The organism is Pseudoroseicyclus sp. H15, from assembly GCF_054353345.1.
Map to the genome: position 1 here is coordinate 35,185 of NZ_JBTHJE010000005.1, position 17,414 is coordinate 52,598.

General features: G+C 65.3%; 18 protein-coding genes. 10 read left to right on the forward strand and 8 right to left on the reverse strand.

Going from position 1 to position 17,414, the window contains the following annotated elements:
* Positions 1–47: 47 nt before the first annotated feature.
* The 7 genes from yihA to ACXN5S_RS10915 all read right to left on the reverse strand — a co-directional run bounded on the left by yihA (position 48) and on the right by ACXN5S_RS10915 (position 7,320).
* On the reverse strand, positions 48–701 hold the full coding sequence (yihA, locus tag ACXN5S_RS10885; RefSeq protein ID WP_458605457.1) for a ribosome biogenesis GTP-binding protein YihA/YsxC: 654 nt from the start codon (positions 699–701) through the stop codon (positions 48–50).
* Entirely contained in the window at positions 698–1,447 is a 750-nt protein-coding gene (locus tag ACXN5S_RS10890) for an MOSC domain-containing protein (protein WP_458605458.1), read from the reverse strand. Before ACXN5S_RS10890 ends, yihA begins: the two co-directional genes overlap by 4 nt.
* A complete protein-coding gene (yidC, locus tag ACXN5S_RS10895) occupies positions 1,444–3,285 on the reverse strand; it encodes a membrane protein insertase YidC (protein WP_458605459.1) in 1,842 nt (613 codons plus the stop codon). The genes ACXN5S_RS10890 and yidC overlap by 4 nt, the downstream gene beginning before the upstream one ends.
* Positions 3,286–3,447: 162 nt before the next feature.
* The gene (locus ACXN5S_RS10900; protein ID WP_458605460.1) at positions 3,448–5,019 is read right to left on the reverse strand and encodes a putative bifunctional diguanylate cyclase/phosphodiesterase; all 1,572 of its coding nucleotides are present in this window, start codon (positions 5,017–5,019) and stop codon (positions 3,448–3,450) included.
* Positions 5,020–5,097: 78 nt separating this feature from the next.
* On the reverse strand, positions 5,098–6,003 hold the full coding sequence (gene ttcA / locus ACXN5S_RS10905; RefSeq protein ID WP_458605461.1) for a tRNA 2-thiocytidine(32) synthetase TtcA: 906 nt from the start codon (positions 6,001–6,003) through the stop codon (positions 5,098–5,100).
* Positions 6,000–6,464, reverse strand: a complete 465-nt coding sequence (locus ACXN5S_RS10910) for a VOC family protein (protein WP_458605462.1) — start codon at positions 6,462–6,464, stop codon at positions 6,000–6,002. The genes ttcA and ACXN5S_RS10910 overlap by 4 nt, the downstream gene beginning before the upstream one ends.
* Positions 6,465–6,477: 13 nt before the next feature.
* Complete coding sequence (locus ACXN5S_RS10915) at positions 6,478–7,320, reverse strand: prephenate dehydratase (RefSeq protein ID WP_458605463.1); 843 nt, start codon at positions 7,318–7,320, stop codon at positions 6,478–6,480.
* A gap of 115 nt (positions 7,321–7,435) precedes the next feature.
* On the opposite strand from ACXN5S_RS10915, the gene ACXN5S_RS10920 reads away from it, so the two are divergent.
* From ACXN5S_RS10920 to ACXN5S_RS10940, 5 genes are all read left to right on the forward strand, one after another.
* Positions 7,436–7,954: a c-type cytochrome gene (locus ACXN5S_RS10920; RefSeq protein WP_458605464.1), complete on the forward strand. Its 519-nt coding sequence runs from the start codon at positions 7,436–7,438 to the stop codon at positions 7,952–7,954.
* Between the two features lie 203 nt (positions 7,955–8,157).
* On the forward strand, positions 8,158–10,161 hold the full coding sequence (locus ACXN5S_RS10925; RefSeq protein ID WP_458605465.1) for an extracellular solute-binding protein: 2,004 nt from the start codon (positions 8,158–8,160) through the stop codon (positions 10,159–10,161).
* 53 nt (positions 10,162–10,214) lie between these two features.
* Positions 10,215–11,330, forward strand: a complete 1,116-nt coding sequence (locus tag ACXN5S_RS10930; protein WP_458605466.1) for a microcin C ABC transporter permease YejB — start codon at positions 10,215–10,217, stop codon at positions 11,328–11,330.
* A gap of 56 nt (positions 11,331–11,386) precedes the next feature.
* Positions 11,387–12,604: an ABC transporter permease gene (locus ACXN5S_RS10935; protein ID WP_458606042.1), complete on the forward strand. Its 1,218-nt coding sequence runs from the start codon at positions 11,387–11,389 to the stop codon at positions 12,602–12,604.
* A complete protein-coding gene (locus ACXN5S_RS10940) occupies positions 12,601–14,199 on the forward strand; it encodes an ABC transporter ATP-binding protein (protein ID WP_458605467.1) in 1,599 nt (532 codons plus the stop codon). The genes ACXN5S_RS10935 and ACXN5S_RS10940 overlap by 4 nt, the downstream gene beginning before the upstream one ends.
* On the opposite strand, the gene ACXN5S_RS10945 is transcribed toward ACXN5S_RS10940, so the two are convergent.
* On the reverse strand, positions 14,196–14,534 hold the full coding sequence (locus ACXN5S_RS10945; protein ID WP_458605468.1) for an ArsR/SmtB family transcription factor: 339 nt from the start codon (positions 14,532–14,534) through the stop codon (positions 14,196–14,198). The genes ACXN5S_RS10940 and ACXN5S_RS10945 overlap by 4 nt on opposite strands.
* 197 nt (positions 14,535–14,731) lie before the next feature.
* Between ACXN5S_RS10945 and ACXN5S_RS10950 the strand changes: the two genes are divergently transcribed.
* The 5 genes from ACXN5S_RS10950 (at position 14,732) to ACXN5S_RS10970 (ending at position 17,389) form a co-directional block, all read left to right on the forward strand.
* A complete protein-coding gene (locus ACXN5S_RS10950; RefSeq protein ID WP_458605469.1) occupies positions 14,732–15,067 on the forward strand; it encodes an AtpZ/AtpI family protein in 336 nt (111 codons plus the stop codon).
* Positions 15,060–15,809 carry a F0F1 ATP synthase subunit A gene (locus ACXN5S_RS10955; RefSeq protein ID WP_458605470.1) on the forward strand — a complete coding sequence of 250 codons (750 nt, stop codon included), beginning with the start codon at positions 15,060–15,062 and terminating at the stop codon, positions 15,807–15,809. Before ACXN5S_RS10950 ends, ACXN5S_RS10955 begins: the two co-directional genes overlap by 8 nt.
* Positions 15,810–15,866: 57 nt before the next feature.
* A complete protein-coding gene (locus ACXN5S_RS10960; RefSeq protein WP_458605471.1) occupies positions 15,867–16,103 on the forward strand; it encodes a F0F1 ATP synthase subunit C in 237 nt (78 codons plus the stop codon).
* Positions 16,104–16,177: 74 nt separating this feature from the next.
* The gene (locus ACXN5S_RS10965; protein ID WP_458605472.1) at positions 16,178–16,789 is read left to right on the forward strand and encodes a F0F1 ATP synthase subunit B'; all 612 of its coding nucleotides are present in this window, start codon (positions 16,178–16,180) and stop codon (positions 16,787–16,789) included.
* Between the two features lie 3 nt (positions 16,790–16,792).
* A complete protein-coding gene (locus ACXN5S_RS10970; protein ID WP_458605473.1) occupies positions 16,793–17,389 on the forward strand; it encodes a F0F1 ATP synthase subunit B in 597 nt (198 codons plus the stop codon).
* The last annotated feature ends 25 nt before the right edge of the window (positions 17,390–17,414 follow it).

Sequence of the window (17,414 nt, forward strand, 5' to 3'; positions counted from 1 at the left end):
GCGCGATGGCTGTGACCGCCGCCCTCAAAGCGGCAATCCGGCGCCGGTCAGCCGATCTGCGAGATGATCGCGCGCAGCGTGGCGATGCCATCGCCCTTTTCCGACGACGTCTGCACGATCTGCGGAAAGGCCGCGGGGTGGCGGGCGAGCGCGGTGCGCGTGGCGTTCAGCGCGCGCTCGCGATCGGCGGCTTTCACCTTGTCGGCCTTGGTCATCACGACCTGAAAGGTCACGGCGGCGCTGTCGAGCAGCGACATGATCTCTTCATCCACCGGCTTGGCGCCGTGGCGGCTGTCGATCAGCACGAAGGCCCGACGCAGGTTGGGCCGGCCCGAGAGATAGGCCTTCAATAGCCGCTGCCACGCCTGCACCTTGGGCAGGGGCGCCTCGGCAAAGCCGTAGCCGGGCAGGTCGACCAGGTAATGGCTCTCTGCCAGCGTGAAGAAGTTGATCTCCTGCGTGCGGCCCGGCGTGTTCGAGGCGCGGGCGAGCGCCTTGCGGCCCGTCAGAGCGTTGATCAGCGTCGACTTGCCCACGTTGGAGCGCCCGGCAAAGCAGATCTCGGGCCGGTCAGAAGGCGGCAGGCCGTCCATCGCGACGACGCCCTTGAGGAACTCGACCTCGCCGGCAAAGAGCTTGCGGCCGGCTTCGGCCTCTTCAGGCTCAGGTGCATCGACAAGCGGGAAGGGCAGGGTGGTCATGGCAGCCGTACCTCGTCGCCCAGGGTGATGTCGCCGGAGGAGATGACCCGGCAGTAGACGCCGAAATCGCGGTGGCCCCAGCCGGCCTCGAGCGCGCCCAGCGTGTCGAGATCCTTCTCGCCCGTCACCGGGTTGCCGGTGGTCGCCTCGCAGCGGGTGATCCGCTCTTCGACGCGCAGCATGGTGTCGCCGATGGCGATGTGGCGGCCGAGCAGGTCAAACTCCGCGAAGGGCTCCCAAGCGTCGACCCAAAGGTTGCCGCGCCAGCGGTGCATCGACAACTCGGCCCCGAGCTGCTCGCCCACCGCCCGGTTGGTGCTGGTGCTGAGGAGCGAGACGAAGGGCTGCGGCACGTCGGTGAGGGCCTTGTCGCCCGCTACTTCGACAGACCGGGGGGCAGGGCGGCTGTCGGGCCAGAGCGGGGCGAGCCAGGCGATCAGCTCGTCGGCCTGGTTGGCGGGGTCGATGGTGATCTCTTCGCGGTTCGGGTGCGAGAGCGTGACCTTGCCTTCCGCCATCCGCGCCTTCACCGCCATCAGCGGGGCGGCGGCGACGCCGCGCACGAAGTTCAGTTTGGCGGCCCAGCCCTGCAGCTCGTGCAGGGGGAACTTCGCAGCCTCATGCGCCACGGCCCAATGCCTGTCGAAAGGCAGCGCGCGCCCCTCTGTCAGAGAGACGCGCTTCAGCTCTTCATAGCCGATCGACTTGATCGGGTGCCGGACGATGCCGGCAAGAACACCTGTCATTTGCTCCTCGACTTGGCGTTGCTGTTCGCCGCCGCTTCATCCTGCCGCCGCTTGAACGACGAGCGGATGTTGCCGAAAACGTCGGGCTTATGCCCGTGCAGCCGCATGATCGTGTACTGCTGGATGAAGGTCACCGTGTTGTTGGTGATCCAGTAGAGCACGAGGCCGCTGGCGAAGCTGCCCAGCATGAACATGAAGACCCAGGGCATCCAGGCGAAGATCATCTTCTGCGTGGCGTCGGCGGGGGCCGGGTTCAGCTTCTGCTGCAGCCACATCGAGATGCCGAGGAAGATCGGCAGCACGCCGAGCGACAGGATGAACAGGATCGAGCCCTGGTCCGGCGGCGCATAGGGCAGCAGGCCGAAGAGGTTGAGGATCGACGACGGGTCGGGCGCCGAGAGGTCGCGAATCCAGCCGATCCACGGGGCGTGCCGCAGCTCGATCGTGTTGATGATCACCTTGTAGAGCGAGAAGAAGATGGGGATCTGGAAGAGCACGGGCACACAGCCAGAGGCCGGGTTCACCTTGTTCTTCTTGTAGAGCTCCATCATGCCCTTCTGCATCTTCTCACGGTCGTCGCCGGCCGATTCCTTCAGCTTCTCCATCTCGGGCTGCAGCTCGCGCATGCGGGCCATCGAGACGTAGGATTTGTAGGCAAGCGGGAAGACGAGCGCCTTGAGGAAGAGCGTGAGGATGATGATCGACCAGCCCATGTTCCCGATGAGGGCATGGATGTGGTGCAGCACCCAGAAGATCGGCTTGGTCAGGAAGAAGAACCAGCCCCAGTCGATCGAGTCGAGGAAGCGGTCGATGCCCCCGAAGTTCTGGTAGTCGCGCAGGACCTCCCATTCCTTGGCGCCGGCGAAGAAGCGGCCATCGGCCTCTTCGGTCGCGCCGGGCTGGACGGTGATGGTGGGGTGCAGAACCTCGACCTGGTAGATGCCCGTCGCCTCGTTGTAGCGGGCGGTCGAAGTGAAGGGCGACCCGGAATCGGGGATGAGGTTGGTCATCCAGTAGGTGTCGGAGAATCCGATCCAGCCGCTCTCGGTTGCCTGAACTGTCTCGGCCACGCCGCCGTTGGCGGCCGGGTCGAGATCTTCGAACTTGGCGTATTTCACCTCTTCGAGCGCGCCATCCGTCATCCGCACGAGGCCTTCGTGCTGGATCCAGAGCACCCGGTGATCGGGCGTGCCATGGCGGGCGACGAAACCGTAGGGGGCGAGCGAGACGGCACTGTCGCCGGTGTTCTCCACCGTCTGGGCGATGTTGAACATGAATTCTTCATCGACCGAGATCGTGCGGTGGAAGATCAGGCCGGCGCCATTGTCCCACACCAGCTCGATGGGGCTGTCGGGGGTGAGCACCTCGCCCGCTTCCAGCTCCCACAGGGTGTTGGGGCCGGGCACGGCATCGGCGGGAAGGCCGCCGGCAGGGGCCCAGCCGTAAACGGCGTAATAGGAAAACTCGTCGCCGCGGGGCGTGAGCAGGCGCACGAGGTCGGAGTCGGGGTCGAGCGTTTCGCGGTAATTGGCGAGGCGCAGATCGTCGAACCGGCCGCCGAGCAGCGACAGCGAGCCCACGAGGTTGGGCGTGTCGATCTCGATGCGGGGTGCTTCGGCAGCGCTGTCGACCGGGTCTCCGGCTGTGGCGGTGCCGGCGGCACCGTTCGCCTGCGGCGTCGTGGCAGCGGAGGGGTCGGTCTCGACACTGGTCGCCGTCGCGTCTTCGGGCAGCGGGGTGTCTTCGGCCGGTTGCGGTGGGAACAGGAAAAGCCACACCAGCATAACCGCCATTGAGAGGCCGGTCGCGATGATGAGGTTCCGGTTGTTTTCGTCCATGATCGCCCCGTTGCCTGCCCTGTGCGATAATCAGCAGGGTTCAATAGGTGCCGGGTTCAAAGGTCAAGCGGATTGTGCCGCAGCTTTTTCACCTTGCAGAGACGGGCCCGATGCCGGGGGCTTCGGCGGCCAGCCCGCACGCAGCCCGGCCCCGCCGTGCCCCTAGACGGCCCGCGAAGGCAGGGGAATCGGCGCGCTGCCGACACTCATGCGCTGGCGCATCCACTCTTCCACCTCGGCCCGCGGCATGGGCCGGCCGATGCCGAAGCCCTGCAGATGCGCGCAGCCGAGCCGGGCGAGCATCTCGATCTCTTCGGGGGTCTCGACGCCTTCTGCCAGCGTGTCGAGGTTGAGCTTTTCGGCGATGGTGAGGATGGCGCCCACCATGTTCTGCTGATCGACATCCTCGTTGATGCGCGTGATGAACGACCGGTCGATCTTGATGCGCTGGATCGAGAAACGGCGGATCGTGGTGATCGAGGCATGGCCCGTGCCGAAATCATCGAGATCCACCCAGCAGCCCAGCCGGGTGAGGCCCGAGAGGTTGCGCAGCACATTGTCTTCAGCGGTGCCGGCGACGACGGTTTCCAGCACCTCGATCACCAGCCGGCGCGGCGACACGCCTCGGCGATCCAGCTCGAAACCGATCTTGTCGACCAGTTGCGGGTCGCCCAGCTCGGCGCCGGAGAAGTTGACGGCGATCTGCGGCACGTCGAAGCCGGCCTTGTCCCAGTCGCTGAGGGTGATGAGGGCCTGGCGCAGCATGTGCTCACCCAGCCGGTCCATCATACCCGATTGCTCCAGCGCCGGCAGAAACTCCGCCGGGGGGATCAGGCCGCGCACGGGGTGATACCAGCGGGCCAGTGTTTCCATGCCGGAAATGGCGCGCGTCTCTGACGAGATCTGCGGCTGGAAGAAGGGCACAATCTCGCCCTTGTCGAGCGCGCTCGACACCTCCCACGCCAGCCCGTTGCGGCTGGCGATGCGATTGCGCATGGATTCCGAGTAAGAGCGGATGGCGCCAGAGCCGGAACGCTGCGCCTCGATCAGGGCGGTGTTGGCAGCCTGCAGCATCCCTTCGGCGCCGGGGCAAAGGGTGCGGCTGCCAAGGGCGATGCCGACGCAGGCGGTGAGATAGACGTTCATTTCGCCCACCTGCATGCCGCGACCGAGGGCGTGCTGCAGCCGGCCGGCCAGTGTCATGGCGCCCTCGAGCGTGTAGCCAAGCTCAGGCGCCGGGGCGACGCCGAAAGCCGGCCCGTCGAGTCGGACGAGCATGTCGCGGTCGCCCAGAGTTTCCCGCAGGCGGGCGGCGGTGCGGCGCAGGATATCTTCCACCGAGGCGCGGGTATGCCCCTCTTCGATCGTCTTGAAGCCGTCGATCTCGATGAAGATCGTGGCCGCGCCCCGGGCCCCGCGAGACGCCTCCTCAGCCAGAAAGTGCAGCAAATCCTCGCGCCCTGGCAGCCCCGTCACCCTGTCGATACGCGAGGAGGCGCGGCTGGCACTGTCGAGCAGGTGCAGGCCAATCGCGGCTGGAACGAGGAAGACGACCACGCCGATGATCGCGGCATTCATCGGCTGGTCAATACCGGCGCCGTCGGCCACGGCGGCGAATAGCAGTGAAAGTCCAATCCCGACGGCAAAGCAGGCGAGGGCCACACGGCGTTTGCGCGCCGGGCCGAATTGCCCCTTCAGGCCATCTATACGCAGTTTTCCTGCGCGGATTGTCATGCCGATCACCCTTTCCGGTGCGCACGTTATGCGCGAGCACCGTCAAGGAAAGGATACCGCATGCCAATGGTATGACAGTTACGACGGTCCGATTGTTTCGTTCAAATTGTTACTATCGCCGGCAGTTCGCGCTAACGCGGCGAAATCAAACAGCTCCGGGTCGAGCAGATGGCTCGGCCGCGTGTTCATCAGGGCCGAAAACATCTTCTGCCGCCGGCCCGGCGCGCGCTTTTCCCAATCGTCGAGCATGCCCTTGATCTGCTGGCGCTGCAGCCCGTCCTGGCTGCCGCACAGATCGCAGGGGATGATCGGATAGTTCAGCGCGCGGGCGAAGCGCTCGCAATCGGCCTCGGCGACATGGGCGAGGGGGCGATAGACGAAGAGATCGCCCTCGTCATTCAGCAGCTTCGGCGGCATGGTCGCCAGCTTGCCGCCGTGGAAGAGGTTCAGAAAGAACGTCTCCAGAATATCGTCGCGGTGATGGCCAAGGACGACGGCGGTGCAGCCTTCCTCGCGCGCGATACGGTAGAGGTTGCCGCGCCGCAGCCGCGAGCAGAGCGCGCAATAGGTGCGCCCGGCGGGCACCTTGTCCTTCACGATGGAATAGGTGTCCTGATACTCGATGCGGTGCGGCACGCCCATCCGCTCAAGAAACTCCGGCAGCACGGTCGCGGGGAAGTTTGGCTGCCCCTGATCGAGGTTGCAGGCGAGAATCTCCACCGGCAGCAGGCCCCGCCATTGCAGCTCTGTCAGCGCGGCGAGCAGGGTGTAGCTGTCCTTGCCGCCGGAGAGGCAGACGAGCCATTTGCCGCCCGGCTCGATCATCCCGTAGCGGTCGATCGCCTCGCGGGTGGAGCGGATGATGCGCTTGCGCAGCTTGCGGAACTCGCCCGAGCTCGGCGCGCCGGCGAAGAGCACATGGATGTCTCCGCCGGTCTCGGTGGCGTCGTCCACGGAATCGTCGATGTCTGTCATGTCGTTCATAGGATCGGCGGTCCCTTGATCTCGAGCCTGTTGCCCCAGGGATCGTGAATATAGGTGCTCTCGCCCATGCCCCGCGCGCCGGAATGCAGCGCCTCGGTTTCGATGGCGACGCCATGGGCGGCGAAATGGGCGCGAAGAGTCTCGCGCGAGCAAGCAGTGATGTTCAGGCAGACATGATCGACATTGCGCCCGCCGGTGACGGGGGGAACCATGCCAGCGGCCTTCTCGTCAGAGATGTCGACAAGCACGATCAGTTGCGGGCCGCACCAGAGCTGCTCCATCGCCAGATGCGGGAAGGAATAGCCCGGCCGGCAGCTCAGCACGTCGCAGTAGAATCGCAGCGCCTCGCCCATGTCGCCGACCAGCAGCACCACGTGATCGAGCCCGATCATGCGGAAGGGCGTCGGGGGCTCGCCGGCGTCGAAGATGGCCTGCGCGGCGGGGGAAAGCTCTCCGGTCATCGGGCGCTCCCTTTCAGGTGGCGTGGTGGGGCTTGGCGGCGGGGAAGACCCCCATGACGTGCAGATAATCGGTGAAATAGTCCAGCTCTTCGAGCGCGCGCTGCACGGCGGCGTCATCGGGGTGCCCCTCGATCTCGGCGTAGAACTGCGTGGCGGTGAAGTTGCCGCCCACCATGTAGCTCTCCAGCTTGGTCATGTTGACGCCGTTCGTCGCGAAGCCCCCCATCGCCTTGTAGAGCGCGGCGGGAATGTTGCGCACGCGGAAGACGAAGGAGGTGATCATGCCGGTATCGCCCCGGCGCGAGTGATCGGCCTCGCGCGCCATGATGTAGAAGCGCGTGGTGTTGTTGGCCTCGTCCTCGATTCCATCCGCAAGCACGTTCAGCCCGTAGACATCGGCGGCCAGCGCCGAGGCAAGCGCGCCTTCGGCGGGGTCGTTCAGTTCGGCCACCGCGCGGGCGGCGGCGGCATTGTCCGACCAGCCTAGGGGGGCGAGGTCATGCGCGCGCAGAAAGCCGCGGGCCTGGCCGAGCAGGATGGTCATGGCGCGCACGCGTTTGAGGCTCTCCAGCGTCGCGCCTTTCGGGGCCATCACCGCGATGCGCACGCGCACGAAGGCCTCCTCGATGATATGCAGCCCGCTTTCGGGCAGAAGCTGGTGCACGTCGGCGACGCGGCCATAGGTGGAATTGTCCACCGGAATCATCCCCAGCTCGGCCTCGCCGGAGCGCACGGCATCGAGCGCCGCTTCGAAGGTTGGGCAGGGGAGCGGTTCGTATTCGGGCTTAGCATCTTGGCAAGCCTGGTGGCCGTAAGCTCCAAGCTCGCCTTGAAAGGCGATTTTCGGCGTCGTCATGGGCATGTCCTTCCGCCCGTACGGGGCGGGCAATTGGCCGCGCCACTACACCTTGCACTGGGCAGGGCGAAAGGGCTACACGGTCGCAAAATTCGGCAAAGGGGCGTCACGCGGCATGTTCGACACAATGACCTTTACCAAGGTGCTCGGTGGATTTGCCGGCACGTTCCTCGTCTTCCTGCTCGGCAAGTGGGTGGCGGAAGAGGTGTACCACGTGGGTTCGCACGACGGTGACGTGCAGGCCTATGTCGTCGAAGTGCCCGAAGAGGGCGCCGATACGGGCGAGGTGGCCGATGAAGGCCCGACGTTCGAAGAGGTCTACGCCAATGCCGACCCGGCCGCCGGCGAAGGCGTCTTCCGCAACTGCCGCTCGTGCCACTCCATCGAGCCCGACACCAACATGACGGGCCCCACGCTGTATGGCGTCGTCGGCCGTGGCGTCGATACGGTCGCCGGCTATTCCTATTCCGGCGCGCTCGAAGAGCATGCCGATGTCTGGACGCCGGAAGTTCTGAACGCCTTCCTGACCGATCCGCAGGGCTTCGCCCCCGGCACGAAGATGAGCTACGCCGGCCTGCGCTCGATCCAGGACCGCGCCAACATCATCGCCTGGCTCGACACGCTCGACGGCTGAGGCCGGCGAACCTGATCAGCTTGCAACGCCCGGCCCGCAAGGTGCCGGGCGTTCTGCTATGCGGGGAATGCGGGCGTGCCGAGAAAGCCGTGCAGCCCGGCGTGCGATCACGGAAGGTTAACGCAATCTCAACTTGAATATCGTCGGTTCGGCCCATTAGCCTGATCGCAAGGTTTATCACCCGTTCATGACAGGAGTGAGTCATGCCACATCGCCCTGGCCAGCCGTCGACCCGATCTCCGCGCGCCCTGGCGCGCGCCGTTCCCGCCGAGGCCCCCTGGCGCTTCGTGCTGGCCACCGGCATCGGCATCGCGGCCCTGCTGGCCTCTGGCGCGCTGCACGCGCAGGACGATGCCGCAGCGGGCGACGCTCCGGCCTCCGAGTTTCGCATTCCCGAGGGCGCCACGCTGGGCGAGCGCGACGGCGAGCAGACGATCATCTCGCACGGCTATTCCAACTTCGGCGAACTCGCCCTGCCGGCGGATTTCGAGCATCTGGCCTATGTGAACCCGGATGCGCCGAAGGGCGGCGAGATATCGATCTGGGCGCAGGGCACGTTCGACAACATGAACCCCTATGCCACCAAAGAGGGCACGCCCGGCGCGCTGTCGAGCATCGGCTTCGAAAGCATCGTGCAGGGCACGGCTGACGAGGTGGGCGCCGTCTACTGCTACCTCTGCACCACGATGGAATACCCGGCCGACCCCGATGAGCGCGACTGGATCATCTTCAACCTGCGCGACGATGTCACCTTCTCTGACGGCGAGCCGATGACGGCGGAAGACATCGTCTTCAGCCACAACATCTCCATCGAGCAGGGCACCGCGAGCTTCGCCTCTGTCGTCAGCGAGATGCTGCCCGAGGTCGAGGCGCTCGACGATTACACTGTGCGTTTCGCGCTGGGCGAGGGCTTTGCCTCGAACGACGCGATCATCCAGGCCGGCGCCGTCTCTGCCCGCCCGAAGCACTGGTTCGAGGAAACGGGCTTCCGGCTGGACGAGTCGAGCTTCGAGATCCCGCCGGGCACGGGCGCCTACATGCTCGACAGCTACGACATCAACAGCCAGATCATCTACAAGAAGGTCCCCGACTGGTGGGGGGAAGACATCCCCTTCAATCGCGGCCGCGACAATTTCGATACCATCCGCGTGGAGTATTTCGCTGACACCACGGCCGCTTTCGAGGCGTTCAAGGCCGGCGAATTCACCTTCCGCCAGGAAAATTCCTCGCTCAACTGGGCGACGGCCTATGACTTTCCCGCGCTCGACAACGGCTGGGTGGTGACGGAAGAGCTGCCGGATGGCGACCTGCCGAATGCGACCGGCTTCATCTTCAACATGCAGAAAGACAAGTTTTCTGACCTGCGTGTGCGCGAAGCGCTGGCGCTGATGTACAACTTCACCTGGACGAACAACACGCTGCAATACGGGCTCTTCCAGCAGCGCGAGAGCTTCTGGGAGAACAGCGATCTCGAAGCCACCGGCGTGCCCGAGGGCCGCGAGCTGGAGCTGCTGGAAAGCGTCTCCGACATGCTCGACCCCTCGATCCTGACGGACGAGGCGCGCATGCCGCACACCTCCGGCGAAAGCCAGCTCGACCGCAGCAATCTGCGCCAGGCGCTCGGCCTGCTCGAGGAGGCTGGCTACGAGGTGGTCAACGGCGTGATGCAGAAAGATGGCGAGCCGCTGAGCGTGGAGTTCCTGTTCTACTCCCCCAGCTTCGACCGCATCCTCATCCCCTACATCGACAACCTCAAGGCGCTGGGCATCGACGCCGTCTACAACCGGATCGACCCCAGCCAGTACACCGAGCGGCTGAACACCTTCGACTACGACATGACCTTCGCGGGCTATTCGGTGGGTCTCGAAGAGGGCGAGAGCCTGGGCCAGCGCTTCGGCTCTGACGGGTTGGGCGACGTGTTCAACCCGGCGTATTACTCCAACCCCGCCGTCGATGCGCTGATCCCCTCGGTTGCCAACGCGAAGAGCCGCGACGAGATGGCCGCCGGCGTGCGCGCCATCGACCGGATCATGCGGCACGATCTGTGGATGGTGCCGGTGTGGTATCTCGGCAAGTACTGGGTGGCCTATTACGATTACTATCGCCACCCCGACGAGCTGCCGCCCTATGCACTCGGCCAGCTCGATTTCTGGTGGGCCGACCAGGACGCCGCCGAGCAGCTTCGCACCGAAGGGGCGTTCCGGTAACGGAACGTCTCGCCGGGCCTGACGCATAACCACCAGCTTCCCAAAGGGAGAGCATGGGCGCTTATATCATCCGCAGATTGCTGCTCGTGATCCCGACATTGTTCGGCATCATGGTCATCAACTTCGTGCTCGTGCAATTCGTGCCTGGCGGCCCGATCGAGCAGGTCATTGCCCAGATGCAGGGCCGGGGCGACGTCTTCGAGACGATCTCCGGAGGCTCGGGCGACATCAGTCTCGGCGACCAGAGCGACAGTGCCGGGCGGGGCAGCGGCGGCAGTTCGCCCAACGACCGCTACATCGGCGCCCGCGGCCTGCCGCCGGCCTTCATCGAGCAGCTCGAGCGCGAATTTGGCTTCGACAAGCCGCCGCTGGAGCGCTTCCTCGACATGATGTGGAACTACATCCGCTTCGATTTCGGCGAGAGCTACTTCCGCTCGATCTCCGTCGTCGAGCTGGTGAAAGAAAAGCTGCCCGTCTCGCTGACACTGGGCCTGTGGTCCACGCTGGTGGCCTATATCGTCTCGATCCCGCTCGGCATCCGCAAGGCGGTGAAAGACGGCACGCCTTTCGACACCTGGACATCCGGCGCCATCATCGTGGGCTACGCGATCCCCGGCTTCCTCTTCGCCATCCTGCTGATCGTGCTGTTCGCGGGCGGCAGTTACTGGCGAATATTCCCGCTCAGGGGGCTGACCAGCAGCGATTTCGAGACGCTCAGCCTCGGCGGCAAGATCCTCGATTACCTCTGGCACATCACGCTGCCGGTCTTCGCGGGGCTGATCGGCGCCTTCGCGGGCCTGACGATGCTGACCAAGAATTCCTTCCTCGACGAGATCAAGAAGCAGTACGTCATGACCGCCCGCGCCAAGGGCCTGACGGAGCGGCGGGTGCTCTACGGCCATGTCTTCCGCAATGCGATGCTCATCGTCATCTCCGGTTTCCCCGCGCTCTTTATCGGCGTGTTCTTCGGCGGCTCCCTCATCATCGAAACGCTGTTCTCGCTCGACGGCCTCGGCCGGCTGGGCTTCGAGGCGACGGTCGCGCGCGATTACCCGGTGGTGTTCGGCACGCTCTTCGCCTTCTCGTTGCTCGGCCTCGTCGTCGGCATCATCACGGACCTGACTTACATGTTCATCGACCCCCGCATTGATTTCGGGACGCGCCGATGAGCCCGGCAGACGACAAGCGCGGGCCGAACGACGCCCGCATTTCGGACGACATGCCGATGCGCCAGGCCGCAGCCGGGCCGTTTGCCATTGGCGACCACCTGCCGCCGCCGGCCGCATCGGAGACCATCCGCCGTGCCGAGCCGCCCGTGCCGCCGCCGCAGCGCCGCGCCCGCCTGTCGCCGCTCAACCAGCGGCGCTGGCGCAACTTCCGCCGCAACCGGCGGGCGCTGTGGTCACTGGCGATCTTCTCGGTGCTCTTCACGATCAGCCTCTTCGCGGAGTTCATCGCCAACGATCACCCCATCGCCGTGCAGTATCGTGGCGAATGGCGCATGCCGATCTTCTCGTTCTATTCCGAGCAGGATTTCGGCGGCGATTTCCCGACCGAGGCGAATTATTCCAGCCCCGAGGTGCAATGCCTCATCCGCACCGGCGGATTGGTGGAGTGCTTCGACGACCCCGTCGGCCTGCGCGATGCCGCCATTGCCGGCGATGTCGATATCGAAGGCTTCGAGCGTGGCCGCATGATCTGGCCCATCATCCCCTACAAATACGACACCATCGTCGATGTGCGCGGCGTCGCCCCCGCGCCGCCCTCTGCCGACAACTGGCTGGGCACAGATGACACAAAACGCGACGTGGTGGCCCGGGTGATCTACGGCTTCCGCCTGTCGATCTTCTACGCGATCATCGTCACCGCCCTGACCTCGATCATCGGCATCATCGCCGGCGCGGTGCAGGGCTTCTTCGGCGGCTGGACCGACCTGATCTTCCAGCGGATCATCGAGATCTGGACGGGCACGCCATCGATCTACGTGATCATCATCGTCTTCGCGATATTGGGGCGAAGTTTCTGGCTGCTGGTCTTCCTCTCCGTCCTCTTCGGCTGGCCGGGGCTGGTGGGCGTGGTGCGGGCCGAGTTCCTGCGGGCACGCAACTTCGAATATGTGCGTGCCGCCAAGGCGCTGGGCGTGAGCAACTGGACGGTGATGTTCCGCCACATGCTTCCCAATGCCATGGTCGCCACCGTCACCATGCTGCCCTTCATCATCACCGGCGCCATCGGCTCGCTGGCGGCGCTCGATTTTCTTGGCTTCGGCCTGCCAAGCTCGGCCCCGTCGCTGGGCGAGCTGACGTTGCAGGCCAAGCAGAACCTGCAGGCGCCCTGGCTGGGCTTCACCGCCTTCTTCACCTTCGCGATCATGCTGACCCTACTGGTCTTCATCTTCGAGGGGGTGCGTGACGCCTTCGACCCGCGGAAGACCTTTGCATGAGTGAGACGACAGGCGCGGTTCTGGAGGTCGACAACCTCACGGTCGATTTCCGCCAGGATGGTCAGCGTATCCCGGCGGTCAAGGGCGTGAGCTTTGCCATCGGGCGGGGCGAGACAGTGGCGCTGGTGGGCGAAAGCGGCTCGGGCAAATCCGTCACCGCCCTCTCGACCGTCGAGCTGCTCGGCGACAATGCCGTCGTCGGCGGGCATGTGCGCTTTGAGGGGCGCGACATGGTGGGGGCGAAGGATGCCATGCTGCGCGATGTGCGCGGCAACGGCATCTCGTTCATCTTTCAAGAGCCGATGACCTCGCTCAACCCGCTGCACACGCTGGAGAAGCAGCTGCGCGAGGCCATCGAGCTGCACCAGAACCTGCGCGGCGACGCCGTGCGCGCCCGCATCATCCACCTGCTGGAGAGGGTGGGCATCCGCGATGCCGAAGAGCGGCTCGGCGCCTTCCCCCATCAGCTGTCCGGCGGGCAGCGCCAGCGGGTGATGATCGCCATGGCGCTCGCCAACGGCCCGCGCCTGCTGATCGCCGACGAGCCGACGACGGCGCTCGACGTGACCATTCAGGCGCAGATCCTCGACCTTCTTGCGGATGTGAAGCGCGATGAGGGCATGTCGATGCTCTTCATCACCCACGACCTCGGCATCGTGCGCCGCATCGCCGACCGCGTCTGTGTGATGAAAGACGGCGAGATCGTCGAGACGGGGCCGGTGGAGGAGATCTTCACCAACCCTCAGCACGATTACACCAAGATGCTACTGGCGGCCGAGACGGCGGGTCGCCCGCTGCCGGTGCCCGAGGGCGCCAAAGAGATCCTGCGCACCGAGCATCTGAAGATCTGGTTCCCCATCCAGCGCGGCCTGCTCAAGCGCACCGTCGGCCATGTGAAGGCGGTGAACGACGCCAACCTCTCCATCCGCTCCGGCGAGACGCTGGGCGTGGTCGGCGAGAGCGGCTCGGGCAAGACGACGCTGGCCCTGGCGATCCTGCGGCTGATCGACTGCGAGGGCCGTATCGTCTTTCTCGGCAATGACATCGCCGATCTCAGCCCCCGGCAGATGCGCCCGCATCGCAAAGAGATGCAGATCGTCTTCCAGGACCCGTTCGGCTCTCTCAGCCCGCGGATGACCGTGGCGCAGATCATCGCCGAGGGGCTGGGCGTGCATGGCGTCGACCGTGGGCAGGACGAGCGCCAGATGGTCGCCGAGATCATGGCCGAGGTGGGCCTGAACCCCGCGACGATGGACCGCTACCCCCACGAATTCTCCGGCGGCCAGCGCCAGCGCATCGCCGTGGCCCGGGCGCTGATCCTGCGCCCGCAGCTCATGGTGCTGGATGAGCCGACGTCCGCGCTCGACATGTCGGTGCAGGCGCAGATCGTGGAACTCCTGCGCGAGCTGCAGCAGCGGCACGGGCTGGCCTATCTTTTCATCAGCCATGATCTGAAGGTCGTGCGCGCCCTCAGCCACCGCATCATGGTGATGAAGCAGGGCGACGTGGTGGAGGAAGGCACGGCGGATGCCATCTTCGACGCGCCCCAGCACGAGTACACCAAGGCTCTGATGTCGGCCGCCTTCGTGCGCTAGTCGCCCGCTTGCGGCAGCCCCAGCTCCTGCTCCAGAAACCGCTCGAAAGCGTCGAAGTCGACGCCCTCCATCTGGCCGAAGCCCGCCATCCAGCTGCTGGCCTCGCGCAGCGCGTCGGGCTCGAGTTTGCACCAGTTGATGCGGCCGCGCTTCTCCTGGCTGATCAGGCCGGCCCCGGCGAGCACGGCGAGGTGCTTGGAGATGGCGGCGAGCGACATCTCGAAGGGGGCGGCCACGTCGGAGACGGCCATGTCGTCTTCCAGCAGCATCGACAGGATCGCCCGCCGTGTCGGGTCGGCGAGAGCGGCGAAGACGATGTCGAGCGGGGCGGCCATGGCGCCATTAGTGCAGGGCGGCGGGAAACCTCAACCCAGAGGTTGAATGTGGCCGGGGCGGCTGTCGGGGCCATGTGTGCCTTCGCGAAATTAGTAAATCATTTCTATTCAATGCATTAGCGCCCGGCACCCGCCGCTTGACTCACCCCCTTTCACAAACTAGCAACCAAGCTCGAAAACCGGATGCGGACCCTGAATTGGCCGACCCCAACCCAAGCGATGCCGACCGCCTCAAGGCTCTTGAGGATCGTCTGGCGCGCGTGACGGGCAAGGCGCCAGAGAAGGCCCATCAGGAAGAGCATTATTCGCAAGGCCAGGTGGCCTGGCGCATGGTGATCGAACTTGTTGCCGGTCTGTCGATCGGCTTCGGCATCGGATACGGGCTCGACCGCTTGTTCGGGACAATGCCCATCTTTCTGGTGCTGTTTGTATTGCTTGGCCTAGCCGCGGGCGTGAACGTCATGCTGCGGACGGCCAAAGAGATCGGGAACGGCGGGCAGACGCCCGCATCGAAGGGGGATGATCATGGCTGAGCCTTCGGCAGACGGGGAACTCGTCTTTCACCCGCTTGACCAGTTCATCGTCGAGCCGCTGTTCGGCGACGGCCCCGTGCGCTGGTTCACGCTGACCAACGTGACGCTGTGGATGGCGCTGACGGTTCTGGCCATTGTGCTGCTGCTCGTCGTCGGCACCCGCGGCCGCGCCATGGTGCCCAGCCGCGTGCAATCGGCCGCCGAGATGCTCTACGGCTTCACCTACAAGATGGTCGAGGATGTCGCCGGCAAGGATGGTCTTCGCTACTTCCCCTACATCATGACGCTCTTCGTCTTCATCCTGTTCGCCAACCTGCTTGGCCTGATCCCCACCAGCTTCGCCACCACCAGCCATATCGCCGTCACCGGCGTGCTGGCGCTGGCCGTGTTCCTGACCGTGACGATCCTCGGCTTCGTCAAGAACGGCGCGGGCTTCCTGGGGCTGTTCTGGGTGAGCTCGGCGCCGCTGGCGCTGCGCCCGATCTTGGCCGTGATCGAGCTGATCTCGTATTTCGTGCGCCCGGTCAGCCACTCCATTCGTCTTGGCGGCAACATCATGGCCGGCCACGCGGTGATGAAGGTCTTCGCCGGTTTCGCCGCCATCGCGCTGATCTCGCCGCTCTCGGTTCTGGCGATCACCGCCATCTACGGCCTCGAGGTGCTGGTCGCCGCGATCCAGGCCTATGTCTTCGCCATTCTCACGTGCGTCTATCTGAAAGACGCCCTGCATCCTGGCCACTAAGGGCCGGAGCAGTTCTCTCGACCGAACACATCCATTCCATCCTCAAGGAGTAAGATCATGGAAGGCAATATCGCAGAAATGGGCCAGCTCATCGGTGCCGGCCTCGCTGCCATCGGTTCCGGTACGGCCGCCATCGGTGTGGGCCACGTTGCTGGCAACTTCCTCGCCGGCGCCCTGCGCAACCCCTCGGCTGCCGCGTCGCAGACCGCCACGCTCTTCATCGGCATCGCCTTCGCCGAAGCGCTTGGCATCTTCGCCTTCCTCGTCGCCCTGCTGCTGATGTTCGCCGTCTAAGACCGTTTGGTCACTCCTTGACGGGGCCGGGCGCCTGAAGGGCACCCGGCCCGAACATCCTTTCGGAGGCGGACATGGAAGAAGACATCATCGACGAGGCGATCGACCACGAGCCCGGCGAACATGTCGAGGGCGGTCTGAACGAACTCGGCGACCCTGGCCATCTTGAAGGCGAGACCGTCGCGCATGCGGCCGAGGCGGGTATGCCTCAGCTCGATTTCGCGACCTTCCCGAACCAGATCTTCTGGCTGGCGATCACGCTGCTCGTCATCTACTTCGTTCTGTCGCGCATTGCCCTGCCGCGCATCGGCTCGGTGCTGGCGGAACGGGCCGGGACGATCACCAAGGATCTCGCCTCCGCCGAAGAGCTGAAAGCCAAGGCCAAGGAGGCGGAAGCCTCCTACGAGAAGGCTCTGGCCGATGCCCGCGCCGAGGCGAACCGCATCGCCGAAGAGACGCGCGCTGAGATCCAGGCCGAGCTCGACGCCGAGCTGGCCAAGGCCGATGCCGAGATCTCCGCCCGCGCCGCCGAAGGCGCCAAGGAGATTGAAGCGATCCGTGCCGAGGCCAAGACGGCCGCGGCCGAGGTGGCCCGCGACACGGCGCGCGAGATCGTCGCCGCCTTCGGTGTAGGCGCGGACCCGGCCAAAGCCGATGCCGCCGTCGACGCCCGTGTGAAAGGGTAAGCCATGCGCAAGCTGAGTATCGCTCTCGCCTCGCTCGTCACCGCCGCGCCTGCCTTCGCGCAGGAGGTGATCGAAGAGTCCGAAGTCACCGACGGCGGGCACGACACATTCCTGTCGCTCTACAACACCGACTTCATCGTGCTGCTGGCGTTCATCGTCTTCATCGGGATCCTGCTCTACTTCCGCGTGCCGCGGATGCTCACCAAGATGCTCGACGCCCGGTCCGAGAGCATCAAGGGCGAGCTGGAAGAGGCCCGCGCCCTGCGCGAAGAGGCCCAGGCGCTGCTGGCCTCCTACGAGCGCAAGCACAAGGAAGTCGAGGCGCAGGCCGAGCGCATCGTCGCCAATGCCCGCAAAGAGGCGACCGATGCCGCCGATGCCTCGAAGAGTCAGATCTCCGAGTCGGTGAGCCGCAAGCTCGCCAGCGCCCAGGAGCAGATCGAAGGCGCCCGCGCCGCTGCCATCCGCGACGTGCGCAACAGCGCCGTCACCCTGGCCGTGGCGGCTGCGCGCGACGTGATCGCCGATCATGTCGGCCACAGCGAAGGCAGCAAGCTGATCGACGATTCGATCGGCACGGTGGAGCAGAAGCTGCACTGAGGCCTCTCCTCCGACTGACATAGAG